Raw genomic sequence first — 20,147 nt, forward strand, 5'->3', positions numbered from 1 at the left:
CACGGTCGTCGCGATGATCTTCGTCGACCGGGTCGGCCGCAGGCCGCTGGCGCTCATCGGTTCGGTCGGCATGGCCGCCGCTCTGGCGCTGGAGGCGTGGGCGTTCTCCGCCCGCTCGGCCGGCGGTGAACTCCCCTCCGGTCAGGGGTGGGTCGCTCTGATCGCCGCCCACGCCTTCGTCCTGTTCTTCGCCCTCTCCTGGGGCGTCATCGTCTGGGTCATGCTCGGCGAGATGTTCCCCAGCCGGATCCGCGCCGCCGCCCTCGGCGTCGCCGCGTCCGCGCAGTGGATCGCCAACTGGGCCATCACGGCGAGCTTCCCTTCGCTCGCCGACTGGAACCTCTCCGGCACGTACGTGATCTACGCGCTCTTCGCCGCGCTCTCCATCCCCTTCGTGCTCAGGTTCGTCCAGGAGACGAAGGGCAAGGCGCTCGAAGAGATGGGCTGAGTCCGGCCGCGTACGACGGCCCGGTAGCCGCATTGCCACCGCCAGGCAGCGGCTTGCCACTGACCGGAACGGGCCGCCGCGGACGGGCAGGCGCAGCACCGCCCCCGTCCGCGGCGGTCCAGCCCGCCCCGCCCGCGGCACGCGGCCTACGCCTGCTCGTCGACCCAGCTCATGAGCTTGCGCAGCTCCTTGCCCGTGGTCTCCAGCAGCAGTTCGGAATCCTGCTTCCTGTACTCCTGGTACCTCTTCAGACCGCCGTGGTACTCGGCCATCCACTCACGCGCGAAGGTGCCGTCCTGGATCTCGGCGAGCACCTTCCGCATCTCCGCCCGGGTGGCGTCGGTGATGATCCGCGGCCCGGTGACGTAGTCGCCCCACTCGGCCGTCTCCGAGATCGACCACCGCATCTTCCCCAGGCCGCCCTCGTACATGAGGTCCACGATCAGCTTCAGCTCGTGCAGGCACTCGAAGTACGCGATCTCCGGCTGGTAGCCGGCCTCGGTCAGCGTCTCGAATCCGGCCTTCACCAGCGCGGTGACACCGCCCGCGAGGACGGCCTGCTCGCCGAAGAGATCCGTCTCGGTCTCCTCGGTGAACGTCGTCCTGATGACACCGGCGCGGGTGCCGCCGATGCCCTTCGCGTACGACAGCGCCAGCTCGAAGGCCGTGCCGGTCGCATCCTGTTCCACGGCCACCAGACACGGCACGCCGCGCCCCTCCTCGTACTGACGGCGCACCAGATGGCCCGGCCCCTTGGGCGCGACCATGCAGACGTCCACACCGGCCGGCGGCTTGACGAAGCCGAACCGGATGTTGAACCCGTGCCCGAAGAACAACGCGTCGCCGTCCTTCAGGTGCGGGGCGATGTGCTGCTCGTAGATCTCGCCCTGAATCGGGTCCGGCGCGAGGACCATGATGACGTCGGCTTCGGCGGCGGCCTCGGCCACCGTCACCACCCGCAGTCCCTGCTCCTCGGCCACGGCCCTGGACGCGGAACCCTCGTGCAGGCCGATGCGCACGTCGACCCCGGAATCCCGCAGGGACAGCGCGTGCGCGTGCCCCTGGCTGCCGTAGCCGACGACCGCGACCCTGCGGTTCTGGATCAGGGAGAGATCGGCGTCGGAGTCGTAGAACAGCTCAGCCATGGAACACACCTTCCGGAGAAGCAGGAACGAACGTACGGAAGCGAACGAGTCGGGCCCGGAACGGCAGTTGACCACCTGTCACCAGCACGGCGGCGCCCGGATGCCGCGGCATGCCGCCACCCGACATCGGCACCATTGACACTATCTCACGCGAGCCATGCGCCTCATCAGTGTGAAATCCGCCAGACAGTGTCACAGATGCCGCGGCTCTCCGGTCAGTGGGTTGACCTCAGAGGGCGTGCCCGCACCACCGCGACGACGGCGTTCCGCCGGTGGCACCCCCTGAGCGCACCCCCTACACCGACCAGCCGAAATGAGCCTCCCCGCCATGCCCCACGACCAGTCCACCGTGCCGTCCGCCGCCGACGCCGCGACGACCGGCATCACGACCCTGGAAGACCTGCGCAGGCACCTGCAGTGGGGGATCGAGATCGAGCACTCCACACTGCCGCCGTACCTGACGGCGCTCTACTCCCTCGACCCCGAACGCAACGCGGACGCCGCCCAGTTGATCAGCGGAGTTTTCGTCGAGGAGATGATCCACCTCGCCCTGGTCGCGAACCTGCTGAACGCGGTCGGCGGCCAACCCCGCCTGGACGTACCGCACATGATGCCGCCGCACCCGCGCACCATGCCGCACGCCGACCCCTCCATCGAGCTGTCGCTCCTGCCGTTCGGCAAGGAAGCCCTCGGCATGTTCCTCCGCCTCGAACAGCCCGCGCGTCCCGGGGACCCGGCGGAGGGCGACAACTACGAGACGATCGGGCAGTTCTACGACGCGGTCGAGAAGGGCCTGCGGGACCTGTGCGCCGAACTGGGCGAGGACCAGGTCTTCACCGGCGACCCCGCCCGCCAGGTCGCCGGCGGCCCGTTCGCCCACACGGCGGGCCACCTCGCCCCCGTCACCGACCTGGCCACCGCACTCGCGGCGCTGGAGGAGATCGTCGAACAGGGAGAGGGCGCGGCACGCGCCGACGTCTGGGACGGGGACAAGGACCTGTTCCACCCCGAGACCAAGGCCGTCTCCCACTACTACCGGTTCCAGGAACTCGCCGTGGGCCGCCGCTTCCAGCCCGGCGACACACCGGAATCCGGCCCCACCGGTGACCCTGTGACCGTGGACCCGGCCGGCATCCGGCCCGTCCGCCCCGACCAGCGCCTCGCCGACCACCCCGAGGGCCACGCGATCCGCACCGCGCAGGAGGCGTTCAACCAGACGTACTGCAAGATGCTCCAGATGCTGGAACAGGCATTCAACGGCAACCCGGCGATGCTCGGCATGTCCGTGGGCACGATGTACGCGGCCAAGGGCCAGGCCCAGAGCCTGATGGCGATGCGGGACGACGACGGCCTGGCGGCCGGCCCCACCTTCGAGTACGTCGCCCCCGAGGACCGCGTCTAGCGCACACCGCCGACGGCGACCGAGGGCGCTCCGACCGACATGGTGGAGCGCCCTCACTCGTCGGCACGTCCGTGCCGCCCGAGGACTACGGAACCCGCGACGAGCAGCGAGGCGACAACGCCCGTACCCAGCACGGCGAACGGTGTGAACGTCAGGCAGAGGACGGCCAGAGCCGCGGCGGGCGGAAGGACATCGGCCGCCGTGGACAACCGGGCGGCCCGCCGGTGCAGCAGCCACACACAGGTGACGAAGAGGGCGACGGGCACCGTGTACACCGCCGCGGCCCGGACGTCGGTCAGGGCACGACTGCCGGTGACGTGGGCGACGTTGACCGCGAGAGCCGCCCCGACGGCGGCCGCGGCGGCGAACACCACGTAATGCCCGTAGCCCCACAGCATCGCCGTCCGCTGCGTCCGCAGACGGCGCGGCGCGTCCTGGGCGAAGTACATCCACCACAAGGCGAAGACGGTCAGCAGCCCGCCCAGCGCGACGGGCAGGACGGAGCCGAGGTCCTTGTGGGTGTCCAGCGCGGCGCCGACGGCGAGACCGGCGGCCATGACGGACTCGCCGAGCACGATCAACGTGAACAGGCCGTAGCGCTCGGCTATGTGCTGCGGATGCCAGGTGGTGCCCTCGGCCCGCTCGGCCCAGACCGGCACCGCGAGCTCCAGCACGGCGAGCACGGCGAACGTGACCGTCCCACCACCGACCGACCCGGCCACCGACCCGCCCACCGGCAGTGCCAGCCGAACCAGCCAGCCGACCTGCAGAACCAGAATGCCCACGGCGTACCGCAACGCGGACCGCCGCCGCTCACGATCCGTACAAGCGGCACGCAACCACTGACTGACCATGGCCAGCCGCATCACCACGTACCCCCACGTGATGAGGGTGAAGTCCCCGTGCTCCAGCGCCTCGGCGGCCCCCGAGGCCATGACCAGGGCCCCGATGATCTGAATCAGCGTCAGCAGACGGTACGGGACGTCGTCCGTGTCGTAGGCCGAGGCGAACCACGTGAAGTTCATCCACGCCCACCAGATCGCGAAGAACACGAGCGCATAACCGACCAGCCCGTGCCCCGCCCGGCCCGACGCGATCTCGTGCTCGAACGCCGACGACGCCTGCGCGACAGCGGCGACGAAGCAAAGGTCGAAGAACAACTCCAGCGCGCTGGCGGCCCGGTGCTCCTCACCGGCGTGCCGGGCGCGCATCGGCCGGTACCAGGCGGAGAACGCGTTCGTGGACTGACTCATGACGTCCTGATCTGGAGGAGGGTGGGGAGGACAGGAGGGCCGTCGACGGCGAGCACCGTCCGAAGTGGAGTGCGCGTAGGCCGGGGGCCGTTCTCTACGACCGGGCGCGGCAGGAATGTGTGACAGCGCCCGGCTGGGCGCATGCGCCGAGCAGTACCGGGCGTCTCCGCTCGTGTGGCTGGTGCCCGACTCAAGAGTGGCCGCGGCCAGGCGACTGCTGCCCCAGCCCTATGAACTGTGGCCGCACCCGGACTGGGCCGCCGTGCACATGAAGCGCGGCGATGTCGTCGCGGCGACCGCCAAGCCGCTGAACCACCTGATCCCCGCCTACGGCATGTCTCTGGTCAGCCCCGCATGGCCCGACCCGGCACTCGCCGGGAGGGAGGCGGCCGCACGGTGGTCGGCGCTGCGGACCGTCTTCGCGCCGACCGCCGCTCCCAGGTCCAGGCTGCAGGCACTCGCCAGGTACGACGTGCGCTGGATTCTCGCGACGCCGGCGCAGGCGAAGACGTTCGACCGGCTACCGGGAGTCGGTGAGGTGGAGCACGGCCCACAGGGCACGGTCCTGTTCAGAGTCGAGACCGGGCGACGAGGCTGACCCGCTCAGGCGGTACCGATCTCGAGCATGCGGTCCACGACCCGCGCGGAAGCGCGCCCGTCGTCGAGGTCGCAGAACGTCTCCAGGAACGTGCGGTACCGGTCCCGGTGGTCGGTGCGGACCGTGTCGATGGAGCGCACGGCGTCGATCACCTGCTCCGAGGTGCGCAGCAGGGGGCCGGGCGCGTTCTTCTCGAAGTCGAAGTAGAAGCCGCGCAGGGTGTCCCGGTAGTGCTCGAGATCGTAGGTGAAGAACAGCATGGGCCGGCGGGTGTGGGCGAAGTCGAACATCACCGAGGAGTAGTCCGTGACGAGGATGTCGCAGGCCGCGTAGAGGTCGGCGATGTCCGGGTAGTCCGACACGTCGAACACGAAACCGTTGTCGGCGCCCGGTACGCGGTCGACGATGTTGGAGTGGCGGCGCACCAGCAGGACGTGGTCGCTGCCGAGCGCGTCCCTGGCCGCCTCGACGTCGAGCTGCATGTCGAACTTGAACCGCCCGGCACCGTGCTTGAGGTCATCACGCCACGTAGGTGCGTACAGCACGACCTTCTTGCCGTGCGGGATGCCGATCTTCTCCCGCACTTCCTTTGCGAAGGCCTCGATGTCCGACCGGTAGAGGTAGTCGTTGCGCGGATAGCCCGTCTCGACGATCTCGCCGTCGAAGGAGAACGCGCGCTTCAGGATGGGGGTGGAGAACCGGTTGGAGGACACGAGAAGGCTCCACTGCTGGGCCTCCAGCCGCAGCCGGTTCTGGTACTCCTTGTCGAAGTGCAGCGTCTCGATGTCGTGGCCGATCTTCTTGAGCATGGTGCCGTGCCAGGTCTGGACGACGACCTGGCCGGGCCGCCGCTCGATCCACTCCGGCAGGTGTCCGTTCGTCACGATGTAGCGGCTCGTCGCGAGCGCCTCGAACCATGCGCGGCTCCACATGGGCACCGGTTCCGTGCCCGCGGGCAGCGAGACCTGCCCGTCGCGCACTGCCCACAGGTGCCGCAGGTGTGTGCCTCGCCGCAGGAGTTCCTCGTGCATGGCGCGCGGGCTGTCGGAGTACTGCTTGCCGTTGTAGGAGAAGTAGAAGACCTGGTCGCGCAGCGGTGCGGTGCGGTGCAGGCGGCGGTAGACGCTGGTGCGGAGTTCGAGCTGCCGGTAGGGTCCGCGCTCCAGGTCGCTGAGCTCGCTGCGGCAGTTGAGCTGCACCTGGTCGAAGCGGCGTGCTTCCATCCAGTAGCGGCGGCCCCGTCGGACCGTGTGGTGAGGGAGCGTCTCCGACAGGAGCCGGTCCAGGCAGACGGGGACGTCATCCGGGTGGCCGTCGTCGCGCAGCCTGAAGTCCCAGCGCCCGACGGGCAGCGGCTTGTCCCCCTCACGGCCGGTGCGCGCCGGGTCGAAGACCGCCTCGAACGTCGTGCGGCCGCCCACGGGTCCGCCGACGCGACGCATCGGCACGAGCCGCTCCTCGAACCGGCCGTTGGCACAGACCACGAGCGAGGGGTTCGACGTACGGGCGCCCGTGGTGAGGACCATCCGGAAGCCGGAGTCGCCCTCCTCCAACTCGGTCAGGAGCGCGTGGACAGGGCGGTGCCGGAACTTCAAGTAGCCGGTGTGGCCGGCAATCACGGCGATCTCGGTGGCCGGACCGTCCGCACCAGGCGTGTTCAACGAGTACGACGCGTCGCAGAGTCCGTCGGCCATGACAGCGCCGAACCTGCGCTCCTCGGCGCCGGGCCCGTCGGACACCACGATGTCGGTGGACCAGCTGCACGAAGGGGCTTCGCCCGCGAACGAGGACAGGGGAGCGGTGATGCGGAAGGAGCGCCGTCCGCGTTCATCGCGGGCCGAGACGTCCAGCGGCAGGTTCAGCACGTGGTCGGTGTCGGACGACCGCACACGCAGCACGGCGGAAGCTGCCTCGTCATCGGTGAGGACGGTGCGGATGTCGCCCTCGACGGTGACACCGTCCGTCGACGGATCCGGATGGTGCGCGAGGACGACCGCCTGGATCCTCTCCACCCGCAGTTTGAGCTGGTTCTTGGTGATGAACGGACGCAGCCGGAACTCGTCGTCCAGCCAGCGGTAGGGCGGATAGTGAGCGCGTGAAGCACCCGACGCCTGCACCCCGAGCTTGCGTCGCTGCGCGCCGGTCATGACGAACATGCCGACACTCCAGGTCGACTCCTCCCAGCGCCCGCCCCGGCCACGCAGCCGCTCGGGGTCCAGGACGAACTGCCAGCCGGCCCAGTCGTAGTTGTGCAGCGCCTGCCCCGAATCGGTGGTGCACAGCGGGCTGTAGCGGTTGCGCAGGGGAATCACGATGCGCCGACGGCTGCCTGTGCGCCGCAACTGCAGCACCTTGACCGTGGAGAAGCGGTTCGGCGCATCCATCCGGTGGATCCAGGCGTCCCCGGAGAGGACCAGCTTGCCGGCCTCCCAGCGGGCGTCACGCAAGGGCGTCTTCAGGTTCAGCTCGCGATCGAAGCGCAGAGACTTCTTCGGCAGTTTCAGGTCCGAGTCGCGCAGCGCCGCGGGGGCCGCGTACTTGCGCACCAGTCCCTTCATCTCCAGCGGCTCGCGGCTGCGTTCGGCAGCGATCTGCGCGACCAGCTCCTGCGTACGCCGTGCGCGCACCAGCAGCCACTTCACCCGCAGGGCGATGGGCAGGGCGAGCACCAACTCTTCGTCGATCGTGTCCAGGAACGAGTTGACCGCCGTCATGAACGTGGTGCGGAACTCGTCGTCGCCCTCGGGGAACACATCGAGGAAGATCTTGAGATCGTCCTTGAGGGTCCGCGCGTCGTAGGCACGCTTGTGGGCGGCGTACTCCGGCTCCGGGCGCGAGGCGAGGAAGTCGGAGACGTGCTGCACCGCGGCGACGCGATCGCGCACTGCCTTGGGCACCGTGCGCCGCTGGGTGATCGATGCCTCCGCGCCCGCGTCGCGCGTCCGCCAGTAGTACGTGACGTCGGCGATGACGTCCACCGCGCGCGCGAGATAGTGCGCGGGAACCACGACGGGGATGTCCTCGTGGAGCACCCCTTCGGGGAACACGAGGCCGTGCTCCGAGAAGAACGACCGCCGGAAGACCTTGTTGCACGCGATACGGTCCGCGACCAGTCCCGGAAACTCGCGGATGTGGGTGGCGGGCCGCGTCTGCTTGCCCAGCATCGACAACAGCGGAACCTGCCAGGTCTTCGCCGAGTTCACGTGGTGCACGTTCCCCGTGGCGAAGTCCGACCCCGTCACGTCGAGACTGTCCACCATCGTCCGGTAGGCGTCCGGCGGCACGGTGTCGTCGCTGTCCACGAAGGCCAGGTACTCGGTGCGCGGGTCGGCCGCGGCCACACCCGCGTTGCGCGCCGCACCGAGCCCCGCATTGTCCTGGCGCACCAGCCGGATCCGGGAGTCACGTGCTGCGTACTCGGCGGCGATCGCCGCCGAGCCGTCGGGCGACCCGTCATCGACCACCACGATGTCCAGCTCCCGCAAGGTCTGCGCGACCAGCGAGTCCAAACACGCGGCGAGATAACGCTCCACGTTGTACACGGGCACGACGACGCTCAACCGGGGAACGAGGGACACCTGGAGCCTTTCTCTGGGCTGCCGGGCGTCTCCTGCGAAGCACGCGCGTGGGCAAGGAGAAGCACGTAGACGCAGCCGGTCTCAGCGGGGTACGCCACGCGTCGCTCGCGTTAACGACGGGTTATGTGCAAGGGCACGGCCCCGCCGGGAGAAGCCCGCAGCATTTTCCTTCTGTGTAAATATGAAAATGACATGCGTGCGGGAATGTTCCCTCTGTCCTGGCGGTCCTCAAGGCCCGCGCGCGACTGTATGCTGCGCGATCTGTTGGAGCTGAAAGCCCGCGCCGAGGTGCGGTCAGGCGTTTGAAGAGCATCGCGCGCAACGGGCAAGAGGAGAGGGGCGATCCATGACGTCAGAGGCCGTCGAACGTGGCGAGCCGGCATCCGTGGCGGACCGCACGGAAAGCCTGCGCAGGGAAATGGTGAGGATCGAAAAGAGAGTCGCTCAGCTGAGCGACACCATCAGCCGTTCCGAGCGCAGATCCGGCCCCCTCCCCATGGAGGAATTCCTTCAGCCGCTGCGCCGCGCGAAATCCGCCTGGGATCACCGTCGAGCTGCCGGACAACCGCAGAAGAAAATCATCAAGGTCGTCGATCCGAGCGGAATCACGTTGCCCGCGCATTCCGCGCTGCGCCGTGAACCGCCCCGCAAGCCCGCCGACCAGCAACCCGACTACCTGGAGAAGTTCGACAGCAGGACCCTGTACTACGACGCGTTCCGGCACGAAGACGGCGTGTGGCTCTCCGGCCCGCCGCTGCGCAATCTGCGTTCGGCGCTCGAAGGCGCGGACTGGCGTGTGGACGGCGTGCCCGTGAATGATTCCCTGTCCTTGAGCGACTGGGGCCGCACGCAACGCTCGCGCATCGTGGACGCACCTGACGGCAACGCATTGACGCTCACCGTGGGCGGTACCGCATTCTCCATGGACATCGCACCCGACGAATCGGACCTGTTCGCAGGACAGCGCGCCATCATCACGGTGTCAAAGGACAATGATCTCGTCTGGCTCAAGGACTACCTGCACTACTACCACGTCGTTCACGGCGTGACGGGCATCGTCTTCTACGACAACAATTCGACCCGGTACTCCCCGCAGGACGTCGCGGACGCGATCGCCGAGGTCGACGGAATCACGACGGCGGTCGTCGTCGCCTGGAACTACCCCTGGGGTGCGGAGCGAGGCCCCAACAACGTCTGGGATTCCGACTACTGCCAGTATTCGTTGCTCGAACACGGAAGGTTCCGGTACCTGACCAAGGCGGCGGGCGTCATCAACGCGGACATCGACGAACTCGTCCTGGCCGACGACGGCCGATCGGCTTTCGAGCATGCTGCGGAGTCCGAGACAGGCGTGGTCACCTACCACGGGCACTGGATGGCCATGGCGACGTCGCACCCCATGAGCCCCACCCGGCAGCGGCGCTTCGTCGACTACCGTCACCGCACGGGCAAAGCCGCCACGGCCAAGTGGACGCTCCTGCCCGGCCACTTGGACTGGCGCACCACACAGTGGCGCGTGCACAGCGTCGACGGCTCCGGCGCCCAACCGACCACGCACCTCCACCACCGGCACTACCAAGGCATCACCAACGGCTGGAAGTACGACCGGACCGAAGTCGTGGCGAAGCCGGGAGCCCACCTCTACGACGTGCGGATGAGCCGCGTCCTCGACCTGGTCTTCGACAACTGAAGCGCCGGAACACCGCGACGGAGTCGGCCACCGCCGACTTCGTCCACGGTTCGGTGATTCGTCCGAAGACACCATGCCGGAGTCGAGGACGACCAGTTGGACGCCGGACAGGCGCAGCCAAGCAGGCAGGGTGAGGGTGTTGCCTCACGCGGTGACCGCCACCGCAGCCATCCGAGTGAACGGCCGGGACCCGACGGCGCTCGCGCTCCCCGACGCGCGGATCGACGCGCACCGCGTGCCAGGGTGAGCCCACACCTTCGAGCAGCTATGCGATCTGGCCGAACTCCTGACTTGGATCCTCCGTGACCGCTCCACCCGAGGGCAAGCAGCTGCCCTACGTACCCGCCCCCTCTCCCTCGGCTCTCCCCACCACGCGGTCGGGTCGCGGCTTCCCATGGCGGACCCTCGCCGTCGTCCTCCCGGCGTGCTGGATCCTGCTCGCCGGGTGGAACCACCGCTGGATCGGCGACGACGGCCTGATCTACACGCGGGTGGTCCGGCAGATCCTGGCGGGCAACGGCCCCGTCTTCAACATCGGCGAGCGCGTGGAGACCTCGACGGGCACGCTGTGGCAGTGGCTGGTGGCGGCCGCCGCCCTGCCGACCGGCAAGGATCCGGCGACCGTCGCCGTCTGGCTGGGGCTCGTCCTGTGCACCACCGGTTTCGTCCTCGCGCTGCTCGGCACCCTCACGCTGTACGGCAGACCGGCCCGGGTCGTTCCCCTGGGCGTGCTCGCCCTGCTGCCCGTACAGGCGACGTGGGACTACGCCACCTCGGGCCTGGAGACCGGACTCGCCTTCTGCTGGCTGGGAGCGACCTGGTGGGCACTCGTCCACACCGGCCGCTCCGGTCGTCAACTCGTCCCGGCAGCCGTGCTGTTGGGGGCCGGCCCGCTGGTGCGCCCCGACCTGGCCCTGGTCACCGCCGTGTACGCGGTGGTTCTCTACGCGCTCGTCCGCCCGAGACTCCGGCACATGCTGACCGCGCTCGCCGCGGGGCTGGCACTGCCGGTCGGCTACGAGGTCTTCCGCGCCGGGTACTACGGCATCCTCGTCCCGCTCCCCGCGGTGACCAAGGAGGCGTCCTGGACACTGTGGGACCGGGGCCTGTTCTATCTCGCCGACTTCATCGCCCCGTACCATCTGTGGCTGCCGCTGGCGCTGGTCGCCGCTCTGGCCGTCCCGGTCGCGGCCGCGGTCCACGACGCGCCGGACGGACGCCGCACCTTGATCATCGCGGCTGCACCGGTCGCCGCCGGACTGGCCTCGGCCCTGTTCGTCACCAAGGTCGGCGGTGACTTCATGCACGGCAGGATGCTGCTGCCGGGCCTGTTCCTGGTACTGCTGCCCGGCTTTCTCGTCCCGCTCACCCGGACCACGGCCTCCGCACTCGTCGCGCTCACGGTCTGGGCCGGATCCTGCCTGCTCCTCTGGCGGCCCCCGCCCACGAGCGACGACGGCTCCCACTTCGTCGTGGACGAACACACCGGCTACGTCGGCGCCACCGGCCAGGACCACCCGGTCACCCAGTCCGCGCACGCCGCGCGTACGTTCCTCTTCGCACGCGAGGTCCGGCGGCTGCAGGCAGCGGGCGAGCGGGTCGTCCTGATCGAGACCTCGTACGATCGGAAGGTCGAAGCCCTGCCGCTGTCCGCGCAGCGCCACCCCGGCGTTCGCTTCGCCGGCGTGGAAGCGCGCCTCGGCCACGTAGGGGTGGCGATCCCGCTGGACGAGACCGCCACCGACTCCCTGAGTCTGGCGAACCCGCTCGGCGCCCATACCCAGCCGGTCGTCTTCAGGAAGGCTGGCCACGAGAAGCCGATCGACCGAGCCTGGGTGATCGCCGACTACACGGACCCCTCACCCGCCGACTCCCCGGCCGTACGCGCCGCCCGCCACGCGCTGACCTGCGGCGCGATCGCCGAACTGCAGGACTCGTTCCGCACTCCGCTCACCGTCTCGCGCTTCTGGCACAACCTCACCGGGGCCTGGGAACGCACGCGACTGCGGATTCCCGCCGACCCGGTGGCGGCCGAGAGGACGTTCTGCGTCAAGTGACCTCGGGAGCAGGGATGTTGGCAACGAACGTGGTTCACACGGGAAGTGTCGCCCCAACGGTTCGCCGAGTGCATGGCGCCGCAGTGGCCCACCAGGCACGAACTGCCCGATGACACGGCGACACTGTCCCCATGGAGATACCTGTTGAGGCGGCAGCGGCCACCGCACTGATCGAGGTCGTCCGGATCACCGGCCTGCCGGCTGGACGAGGCGCCGCGTACCCCGGCCCCGCGACCGCCCACTGGACCGGCGCCGAGACGGCCGACGCCCTGGCCCTGATGGGCACGCTGCCCGGCAGCGAACAGCACCGCTGCGGCTTCTCGCCCGGCTGGGGCGTCCGCGCGTACGGGGACTCGCTCGACCAGGCCCTCTTCGAGGCGGCGTTCTGCTTCAACTGCCACGAGATCCGGCTGCAGGGAGCGGCCGTTCCGCCGTCGCTGACGACGCAGTTCTTCGACGCGGACACCGCGCCGGCGCAGGCTCTCCTCGCGCTCTTCCGCTCCACGGCACCCTGAGCCGCCCCGCCGCCTGCCGGGCAGCAGCGTGACACGTCAGAGTGGGCCCGGCCGCTTCAACGGCCGGGCCCGCCCCGGGAGCTCAGTGGTTCAGCGATCAGGACGCGACGAACCGCGCGATCTGACCGAGGACGACGGTGTCCGTCAGGTACCCGATGTGGGTCTGGCAGGCCACGTTGTTGTTGGTCGCCCCGTCGAGCCGGGTGCTCGTGTAGGGAATGATGATGCCGTCGCACGCCGAGTACCAGGTGGCGTACTTGGTGGAGCCGGGCGTCTCGTCACCGGACGAGATCTGCGAGATGAACGAGGAGCCCGGGTACATCTGCTGGCAGGTCGTGTAGATCAGACAGGCGCCGGCGTACGTCGTGCCGTGGTTGGCGCCCGCGATCGAGGCGAGGTGGCTGACGCTGGTGTTGCCGCCCAGCACCTTCAGGTAGTACTGGCTGACGAGCCCGCCCATCGAGTGGTTGACGATGGCGACCTTGCTCGCGCCGGTCCGTGCCTTCACGGTGTCGACGTAGGAGGCGAGGCCCTGGGCGTTGGTGATGTTGTTGCCGTACGAGTTGTACTCGTAGGCGAAGAGGTTGGAGCTGGACCAGCCGTTGGCGCGGAAGACGCTCATGGCGGTGACCCAGTTGGAGGCGCTGCCGGTGTAGCCGTGGACGAAGACGACCGGCGTACTGGTGGACAGTGGCTGCGCGGCGGCGGCCTGGGCGGTGGTCCGCGCGGCGGTGGCCTGCGCGACGGCGGCCGAGGCGGGGTCGGCGCCCGCCGTAGTCGTGGTGGAGGAGAAGAAGGCGAACGCGGCGGCGGTGGCCGCGAGTACGCCGAGCAGCCGGCGCGGGCGGTGCGAGGGACGGGTGGAGCCCATGGAGCCCTCCTGACGGGGGTGTGCGGGTGCTTGGTCCGGATCAGGGTGGGGGCAACGGGCCCGGGTGCCATCGGCGAAATCACCAGTGCGCGCAAGTCGTACCGCGACGGCACCCTTCTTAACACGCCTTGAATTAAGTACTGTTGGATCCCCCGGGAGGCCCACCGGGCGCTTTGCTGTGTTCAAGTCCTCGTGGACGTGGCCGCGTTGACGGCCATCTTGGTTTCATCTCTTGACGACTTTGGTGCAGACCTTTAGGTTCCCGTTCGCCACAGCTTCATGAATGCACCCGGTGTTCATACCCATGAACATCTGCACCCCCCATCAACGGCCTCCCATGAAGGGCTGTGAACCCCCGTGTCCCCGATGTTCCCGATGTCCCCCACGTTCTCCATAACCCCCCAGGCCCCCGCACCCGCTCACGCCTCCACCCGTAAAACCGCCCTGCGCGCCCTGCTCGCCACCGCCCTGCTCGCGGGATCGGCGACCGCACTCGCCGCGTCCCCCGCCTCCGCGGCCACCGGCACCATCACCGGACTCGGCGGCAAGTGTCTCGACGTCGCCGCGGCCAGCTCCGCGAACGGCACGGCCGTCCAGCTCTACGACTGCAACGGAACCGCCGCCCAGCAGTGGACCGTCGGCACCGACGGGACCGTCCGCGCCCTCGGCAAGTGCCTTGACGTCACCGGCAATTCGACCGCCAACGGAGCCAGACTCCAGCTGTGGGACTGCGCGGGCAGCGCCAACCAGAAGTGGACCGTCACCGCCGCCCGTGACCTCGTGGGCCAGCAGTCCGGCAAGTGCGCCGACGTCACCGGCAACACCTCGGCGAACGGCACCCCGGTCCAGATCTGGAGCTGCACCGGCGCCGCCAACCAGAAGTGGACCGCGCCCAGCGGCGGCGGCACCACGCCCCCCGCGGCCGCGCCGATGGCCGTCGCCCCGTACCTCTACAACGGCTGGGGCAGCCCGCCCAACCCGGCCACCGTCATGAACGCCACCGGCGTCAAGTGGTTCACCCTCGCCTTCGTCCTCAGCAACGGCACCTGCAACCCCCAGTGGGACGGCGGCCGCCCGCTCACCGGCGGCGTCGACCAGCAGACCGTCAACACCGTCCGGGCGAACGGCGGCGACGTCATCCCCTCCTTCGGCGGCTACAGCGGCAACAAGCTGGAGAGCTCCTGCACCAGCGCCTCCGCGCTCGCCGGCGCGTACCAGAAGGTCATCGACGCGTACGGGCTCAAGGCCATCGACATCGACCTGGAGGCCGACGCCTACAGCAACGGGACCGTGCAGCAGCGCACGGTCGACGCGCTCAAGACGGTCAAGGCCAACAACCCGGGCATCAAGGTGTACGTCACCATCGGCACCGGCCAGTCAGGACCGGACACGAGCCTGATCAACCGGGCCGCCAACTCCGGTCTCACGGTGAACAGTTGGACCATCATGCCGTTCGACTTCGGCGGTGCAGGCCAGAACATGGGGACGCTGACGACCCGGGCGGCCGAGGGCCTCAAGAACGCCCTCAAGAACGCGTACGGCTACAGCGACGACCAGGCGTACCGCGGCATGGGCATCTCGTCCATGAACGGGATCACCGACGACAACGAGACCGTCACCCCCGCCGATTTCCAGACCATCCTCGGCTACGCGCAGCAGCACCACCTCGCGCGCCTGACGTTCTGGTCGGCGAACCGCGACCGGCCCTGCTCCGGCGCCTACCCGAACGACGACACCTGCTCGGGTGTGTCGCAGAGCGCCTGGCAGTTCACCGGCATCTTCGCCAAGTACACCGGCTGACGGCCCACCCCCCACAGGAGACCTCCGTGTTCACATCCGCGCTCAGACACGTGCCCGGATCCGCGCCCAGACACCGGATACCCAGAGCCCTCACCGCGATCGCACTCGTGGCGACGACCGCGACGGGCGTCGAGTTCGCCGTGCAGACACCGGCGAGCGCGCAGCCCAGCGCAGCAGGCACCGCACCCGCCGCGGCCGCCGCGCTCCCGACCGGCGCCACCACCGTGATCAACAAGGGCAGCGGCAAGTGCGTCGACGCCCGAGCGGCGGCGAGCGCCGACGGCACCGCCGTGCAGCAGTACAGCTGCAACGGCAGCAGCGCCCAGAACTGGCAGCTGGTGGCCACCAGCGGCGGCTACTACCGCGTGAACAGTGCCCTGGACGGCAGTAAGGCGTGGGACGTCACCGACGTGTCGACCGCCGACTCGGCCGCCGTCCAGCTGTGGTCGTACTCCAGCGGCGCGAACCAGCAGTGGCTGCCCGTCGCCGAGGCCGACGGCGCGTACCACTTCGTGAACCGCAACAGCGGCAAGTGCCTCGACGTGCCGGCCGCCTCCACCGCGGACAGCGTGCAGTTGGCGCAGTACACCTGCAACGGCACCGCCGCGCAGTCCTTCACGCTCGGCGGCGGCACGACGAACCCGCCCGGTACCCCGGACTTCGGCCCCAACGTCACCGTCTTCGACCCGTCGATGTCGTCCGCCGGCATCCAGTCCAAGCTGAACTCGGTCTTCGCCCAGCAGGAGACCAACCAGTTCGGCGCGGCCCGCCAGGCCCTGCTGTTCAAGCCGGGTACGTACAGTGCCAACGCCAACGTCGGCTTCTACACCCAGGTCGCGGGACTCGGCCTGTCCCCGGACGACGTGACGATCAACGGCTCCGTGCACGCGGAGGCCGACTGGTTCCAGGGCAACGCCACACAGAACTTCTGGCGTTCCGCGGAGAACATGTCGGTCAACCCGACCGGCGGCACCGACCGTTGGGCCGTCTCGCAGGCCGCCCCGTACCGGCGCATGCACGTGCGCGGCAACCTCGCGCTCGACGACGGCGGCTGGTCCAGCGGCGGCTTCATCTCCGACACCAAGGTCGACGGCCAGATCCGCTCCGGCTCCCAGCAGCAGTTCCTGACCCGCAACTCCCAGATGGGCAGTTGGTCGGGCTCCAACTGGAACATGGTCTTCGTCGGCGACCAGGGCGCACCCGCCCAGTCCTTCCCCACGTACACGAACGTCGCGAGCACCCCGACGATCCGCGAGAAGCCGTTCCTCTACGTGGACGGGGCAGGCGCCTACAAGGTGTTCGTGCCCGCCCTGCGGGCCAACGCCACCGGCACGACGTGGAGCGGCAACACCCCGGCGGGCACGTCACTCCCGCTCGACCAGTTCTTCATCGTCAAGCCCGGCGCCACCGCCGCCGACATGAACGCGGCCCTCGCGGCAGGCAAGAACCTGCTGGTCACCCCCGGCGTCTACCACCTCAACCAGACGCTCGACATCACCCGCCCCGACACGATCGTCCTCGGCATGGGCCTCGCCACCCTCGTACCGGACGGCGGGATCACCGCGATCAGCACCGCGGACGTCGACGGCATCCAGCTGGCGGGCCTGCTGATCGACGCGGGCACCACCAACTCCCAGACCCTCGTACGGATCGGCCCGAACGGCGCGTCCGCGAACCACGCCGCCGACCCGATCCAGCTCTCGGACTTCTTCGTCCGCATCGGCGGCGCCACCGTGGGCAAGGCGACGAACTCGGTCGTCGTGAACAGCGCGAACACCATCGTCGACCACACCTGGATCTGGCGGGCCGACCACGGCAACGGCGGCACCGTCGGCTGGACCACCAACACCGCCGACACCGGCTTCGTCGTCAACGGCGCGAACGTCACCGCGTACGGTCTCTTCGTCGAACACTTCCAGAAGACCCAGGTCATCTGGAACGGCAACGCCGGCCGCACGTACTTCTTCCAGAACGAGATGCCCTACGACCCGCCCAACCAGGCCGCCTGGATGAACGGCAGCGGCAAGGGCTACCCCGCCTACAAGGTCGCCGACTCCGTCACCAGCCACGAGGCGTGGGGACTCGGCAGCTACTGCTACTTCAGCACCAACTCCAGCGTCGTCGCCGACCGCGCCTTCGAGGTGCCGAACACCTCCGGCGTCAGGTTCCACGACATGGTCACCGTCTCACTGGGCGGCACCGGCACCATCAGCCACGTCATCAACAACACGGGAGGCCCGTCCAACTCCACCTCCAACGTCGCCTACCTCACCACCTACCCGTAGACGACCGGAAGGACGGACACCCGATGCATCGACACATAGGACGCACCCTCCTGGTGCTCGCGGCCCTGCTCGGCCTGGCCGCGCCACCGGCCGCCGCCGCCCACCCGAGCAGCACGGCGACAGCGGCGGCGGCCCCCTTCAAGGTGCTCGGCCTCTACAGCGGCACCTGGGACGCGGCCCACATCGACTTCGAGAAGGAGGCCAACGACTGGCTGCCCAAGCAGGCGGCCGCGAACGGCTTCACCTACACCGCCAGCAACGACTGGAACCTCCTCGCCAACGGCGGCGTCAACGCCTACCAGGTCGTCCTCTTCCTCGACGACCTCCCGCAGACCGCCGCCCAACGCACCGGCTTCGAGCAGTACATGCGCGGCGGCGGCGCCTGGATGGGCTTCCACGTCTCCGCGTTCACGACGGACGCGGCGAGCTGGTCCTGGTACCACAACACCTTCCTGGGCAGCGGCAACTTCAAGTCCAACACCTGGGGCCCGACGTCGGCGACCCTCAAGGTCGAGGACCGCACCCACCCGTCCACGGCGAACCTGCCCGCCACGTTCACGTCGTCGGTCAGCGAGTGGTACAGCTGGTCCAACGACCTGCGCCAGAACTCCGACATCACGATCCTCGCGTCCGTGGACCCCAGCAGCTTCCCGCTGGGCACCGACCCCAACCAGTCCTGGTACAGCGGCTATTACCCCATCCTGTGGACCAACACGAAGTACAAGATGCTGTACGCGAACTTCGGCCACAACGCGATGAACTACGACACCAACACCCGCACCTCATCGACGTTCGCCAGCGCGCAGCAGAACCGCTTCCTGCTGGACGGCCTCAGATGGCTCGGCGGTGCGGACAACTCCACGCCCCCACAGGACGACACCCTCGACGAGACGTCCTGGTACACCCTGAAGAACGCCGGCAACGGCACCTGCGTCGACGCCCGCGCGGCCGCCACCACGAACGGCACCGCGATCCAGCAGTACACCTGCAACACCACCCAGGCCCAGCAATTCCGCCTCACCGCGACGGACAACGGATACCGCCGCATCGCCGTACGCCCGAACCCCCAACAGGTCATCGACGTGACCGACGTATCGACCGCGGACAACGCACCCCTCCAACTCTGGTCCTACGGAGGCGGCCAGAACCAGCAATGGCTCCCGGTGAAGGAGACGACGACGGGCCGCTACCACTTCACGGCCCGCCACAGCGGCAAGTGCCTGACGGCGGCCGCGACGGCCACGAACAGCACGCAACTCACCCAGCGGACCTGTGATGGCTCGGCCGCGCAGAGCTTCACGGTGACGGCCGGCTGACCTGCCAGGGGGAGTGGCCGGCCTCTTGTGCGGGGCGCCTGATCGGGGCGCCCCGCTTTCTTCCACAGCCTCCGACGTACCGGCAGGGGCGGTGCGTGGGGATGCAGTGGCAGTATGGATTTATGGGTGCATACGACGGCTACACCGGGCGGATCGAAGTCGACGATCACACGATCACGATCCTCCGGCAGGGGATGGCGGCGAAGCTGTCCGGTCAGCGCGTCCCGTCGCGCACGCTGCCCTTGGCGGCCGTCTCGGACGTGGCCTTCAAGGATGCGTCACGCCTGGTCAACGGGCATCTCCAGATTGCCTTCGGCGGCGAGCCGCTCCCGGCGCTGACGGCGACCACGGCGGCATCCGACCCGAACACCGTCCTGTTCCGGCACAAGCAGCGCGAGGCGTTCCGGGAGCTGGCCGCGTTCCTGCAGAAGGTGGTCGCGATGAACCGGAGCCAGGGCGTGGACAGCGCCCAGGTGTACGCGGCCGCGGACGACCCGCAAGCCCACCATGTCGGCAAGCTCGACGCCTACGCGCAGCGCCTCGAGGAGAAGAGCGCCACGCTGCAGGCACAGAGCGAGGAGCGGCAGGCGGCAGGGCGGCAGGACCGGGGCGAGAAGCTGGCCGCGAAGCTCGACCCGAGCGGCGAGCGTCCCGACATCGTGGCGGCCGCCGCGCGCATGAGCAACCGGCTGGGTGGCGGGCGCGAGTTGAAGAAGCTCGCCGAGCACCTGCACGACGGCGAGGAGGTCCAGCTCATCGCCCAGGGCACGTACGCGGACCGGCAGGGCATCCTCGTCCTCACGAACCTGCGGCTGCTGTTCCTGTTCCACGGTCTGGTCAGTCAGGCCAAGGAGGACTTCCCGCTGCGCCTGATCAGCTCGGTGCAGACCAAGAGCGGCATGGTCACGGGCGAGCTGCGGGTGTTCGTGTCCGGGAACAACGCAGTGATCAAGGGCATCGTCAAGAACGACCTCGCCCCGCTGGCAGACGCCGTCCGTGAAGGCATCGCCGCCGCGAGCACACCCCCTCCAGCGCCGGCTGCGACTGCGGCCGCCCCCGAACCCCCGGACGTCTTCGCGCAGATCGAGAAACTGGCCGACCTCCACAGGGCGGGCATCCTGAGCGACGAGGAGTTCGCAGAGAAGAAGCGGGAACTGCTCGGACGCCTGTGAGCCGGCGCGAGGCGCGC

The 20,147-nt window shown here is 69.1% G+C and carries 14 protein-coding genes; 10 read left to right on the plus strand and 4 right to left on the minus strand.

From position 1 onward, the window contains the following. Positions 1-448: MFS transporter (locus M4J07_RS26000; protein ID WP_255975434.1), on the plus strand; the 448-nt coding region annotated here is incomplete at its 5' end. 146 nt (positions 449-594) lie between these two features. Here the strand turns inward: M4J07_RS26000 and ilvC are convergent. After that, positions 595-1,593, minus strand: a complete 999-nt coding sequence (gene ilvC / locus M4J07_RS26005; RefSeq protein WP_255975435.1) for a ketol-acid reductoisomerase — start codon at positions 1,591-1,593, stop codon at positions 595-597. 328 nt (positions 1,594-1,921) lie between these two features. Between ilvC and M4J07_RS26010 the strand changes: the two genes are divergently transcribed. Continuing rightward, positions 1,922-2,995 carry a ferritin-like domain-containing protein gene (locus M4J07_RS26010; protein ID WP_255975436.1) on the plus strand — a complete coding sequence of 358 codons (1,074 nt, stop codon included), beginning with the start codon at positions 1,922-1,924 and terminating at the stop codon, positions 2,993-2,995. 53 nt (positions 2,996-3,048) lie between these two features. Here the strand turns inward: M4J07_RS26010 and M4J07_RS26015 are convergent, their stop codons facing one another. Next, positions 3,049-4,248, minus strand: coding sequence for a low temperature requirement protein A (locus M4J07_RS26015; RefSeq protein ID WP_255975437.1), 1,200 nt, complete (start codon positions 4,246-4,248; stop codon positions 3,049-3,051). Positions 4,249-4,429: 181 nt separating this feature from the next. On the opposite strand from M4J07_RS26015, the gene M4J07_RS26020 reads away from it, so the two are divergent. Then, positions 4,430-4,846, plus strand: a complete 417-nt coding sequence (locus M4J07_RS26020; RefSeq protein WP_255975438.1) for a hypothetical protein — start codon at positions 4,430-4,432, stop codon at positions 4,844-4,846. 5 nt (positions 4,847-4,851) lie between these two features. On the opposite strand, the gene M4J07_RS26025 is transcribed toward M4J07_RS26020, so the two are convergent. Further along, a complete protein-coding gene (locus M4J07_RS26025; RefSeq protein WP_255975439.1) occupies positions 4,852-8,424 on the minus strand; it encodes a CDP-glycerol glycerophosphotransferase family protein in 3,573 nt (1,190 codons plus the stop codon). Between the two features lie 346 nt (positions 8,425-8,770). Here M4J07_RS26025 and M4J07_RS26030 point away from each other — a divergent pair, with 346 nt between their 5' ends. From M4J07_RS26030 to M4J07_RS26040, 3 genes are all read left to right on the plus strand, one after another. Next, a complete protein-coding gene (locus tag M4J07_RS26030) occupies positions 8,771-10,114 on the plus strand; it encodes a capsule biosynthesis protein CapZ (RefSeq protein WP_255975440.1) in 1,344 nt (447 codons plus the stop codon). Positions 10,115-10,416: 302 nt separating this feature from the next. Next, positions 10,417-12,171: a hypothetical protein gene (locus M4J07_RS26035; RefSeq protein ID WP_255975441.1), complete on the plus strand. Its 1,755-nt coding sequence runs from the start codon at positions 10,417-10,419 to the stop codon at positions 12,169-12,171. Positions 12,172-12,302: 131 nt separating this feature from the next. Then, the gene (locus M4J07_RS26040; protein WP_255975442.1) at positions 12,303-12,686 is read left to right on the plus strand and encodes a hypothetical protein; all 384 of its coding nucleotides are present in this window, start codon (positions 12,303-12,305) and stop codon (positions 12,684-12,686) included. A 97-nt stretch (positions 12,687-12,783) separates the two neighbouring features. Here the strand turns inward: M4J07_RS26040 and M4J07_RS26045 are convergent, their stop codons facing one another. Beyond that, entirely contained in the window at positions 12,784-13,557 is a 774-nt protein-coding gene (locus tag M4J07_RS26045) for an esterase/lipase family protein (protein WP_255975443.1), read from the minus strand. 375 nt (positions 13,558-13,932) lie between these two features. Between M4J07_RS26045 and M4J07_RS26050 the strand changes: the two genes are divergently transcribed. The 4 genes from M4J07_RS26050 (at position 13,933) to M4J07_RS26065 (ending at position 20,130) form a co-directional block, all read left to right on the plus strand. Beyond that, positions 13,933-15,357, plus strand: coding sequence for a lectin (locus tag M4J07_RS26050; RefSeq protein WP_255975444.1), 1,425 nt, complete (start codon positions 13,933-13,935; stop codon positions 15,355-15,357). A gap of 107 nt (positions 15,358-15,464) precedes the next feature. Next, positions 15,465-17,642, plus strand: a complete 2,178-nt coding sequence (locus M4J07_RS26055) for an RICIN domain-containing protein (RefSeq protein WP_255975461.1) — start codon at positions 15,465-15,467, stop codon at positions 17,640-17,642. Positions 17,643-17,665: 23 nt separating this feature from the next. Next, positions 17,666-18,958 (plus strand): ThuA domain-containing protein, encoded by a 1,293-nt coding sequence (locus tag M4J07_RS26060; RefSeq protein ID WP_255975445.1) that lies wholly within the window; start codon positions 17,666-17,668, stop codon positions 18,956-18,958. Positions 18,959-19,080: 122 nt separating this feature from the next. Beyond that, entirely contained in the window at positions 19,081-20,130 is a 1,050-nt protein-coding gene (locus tag M4J07_RS26065; RefSeq protein ID WP_255975446.1) for a DUF4429 domain-containing protein, read from the plus strand. Positions 20,131-20,147: the final 17 nt, after the last annotated feature.

Source organism: Streptomyces longispororuber, assembly GCF_024448165.1.
Classification (GTDB): domain Bacteria; phylum Actinomycetota; class Actinomycetes; order Streptomycetales; family Streptomycetaceae; genus Streptomyces; species Streptomyces longispororuber_A.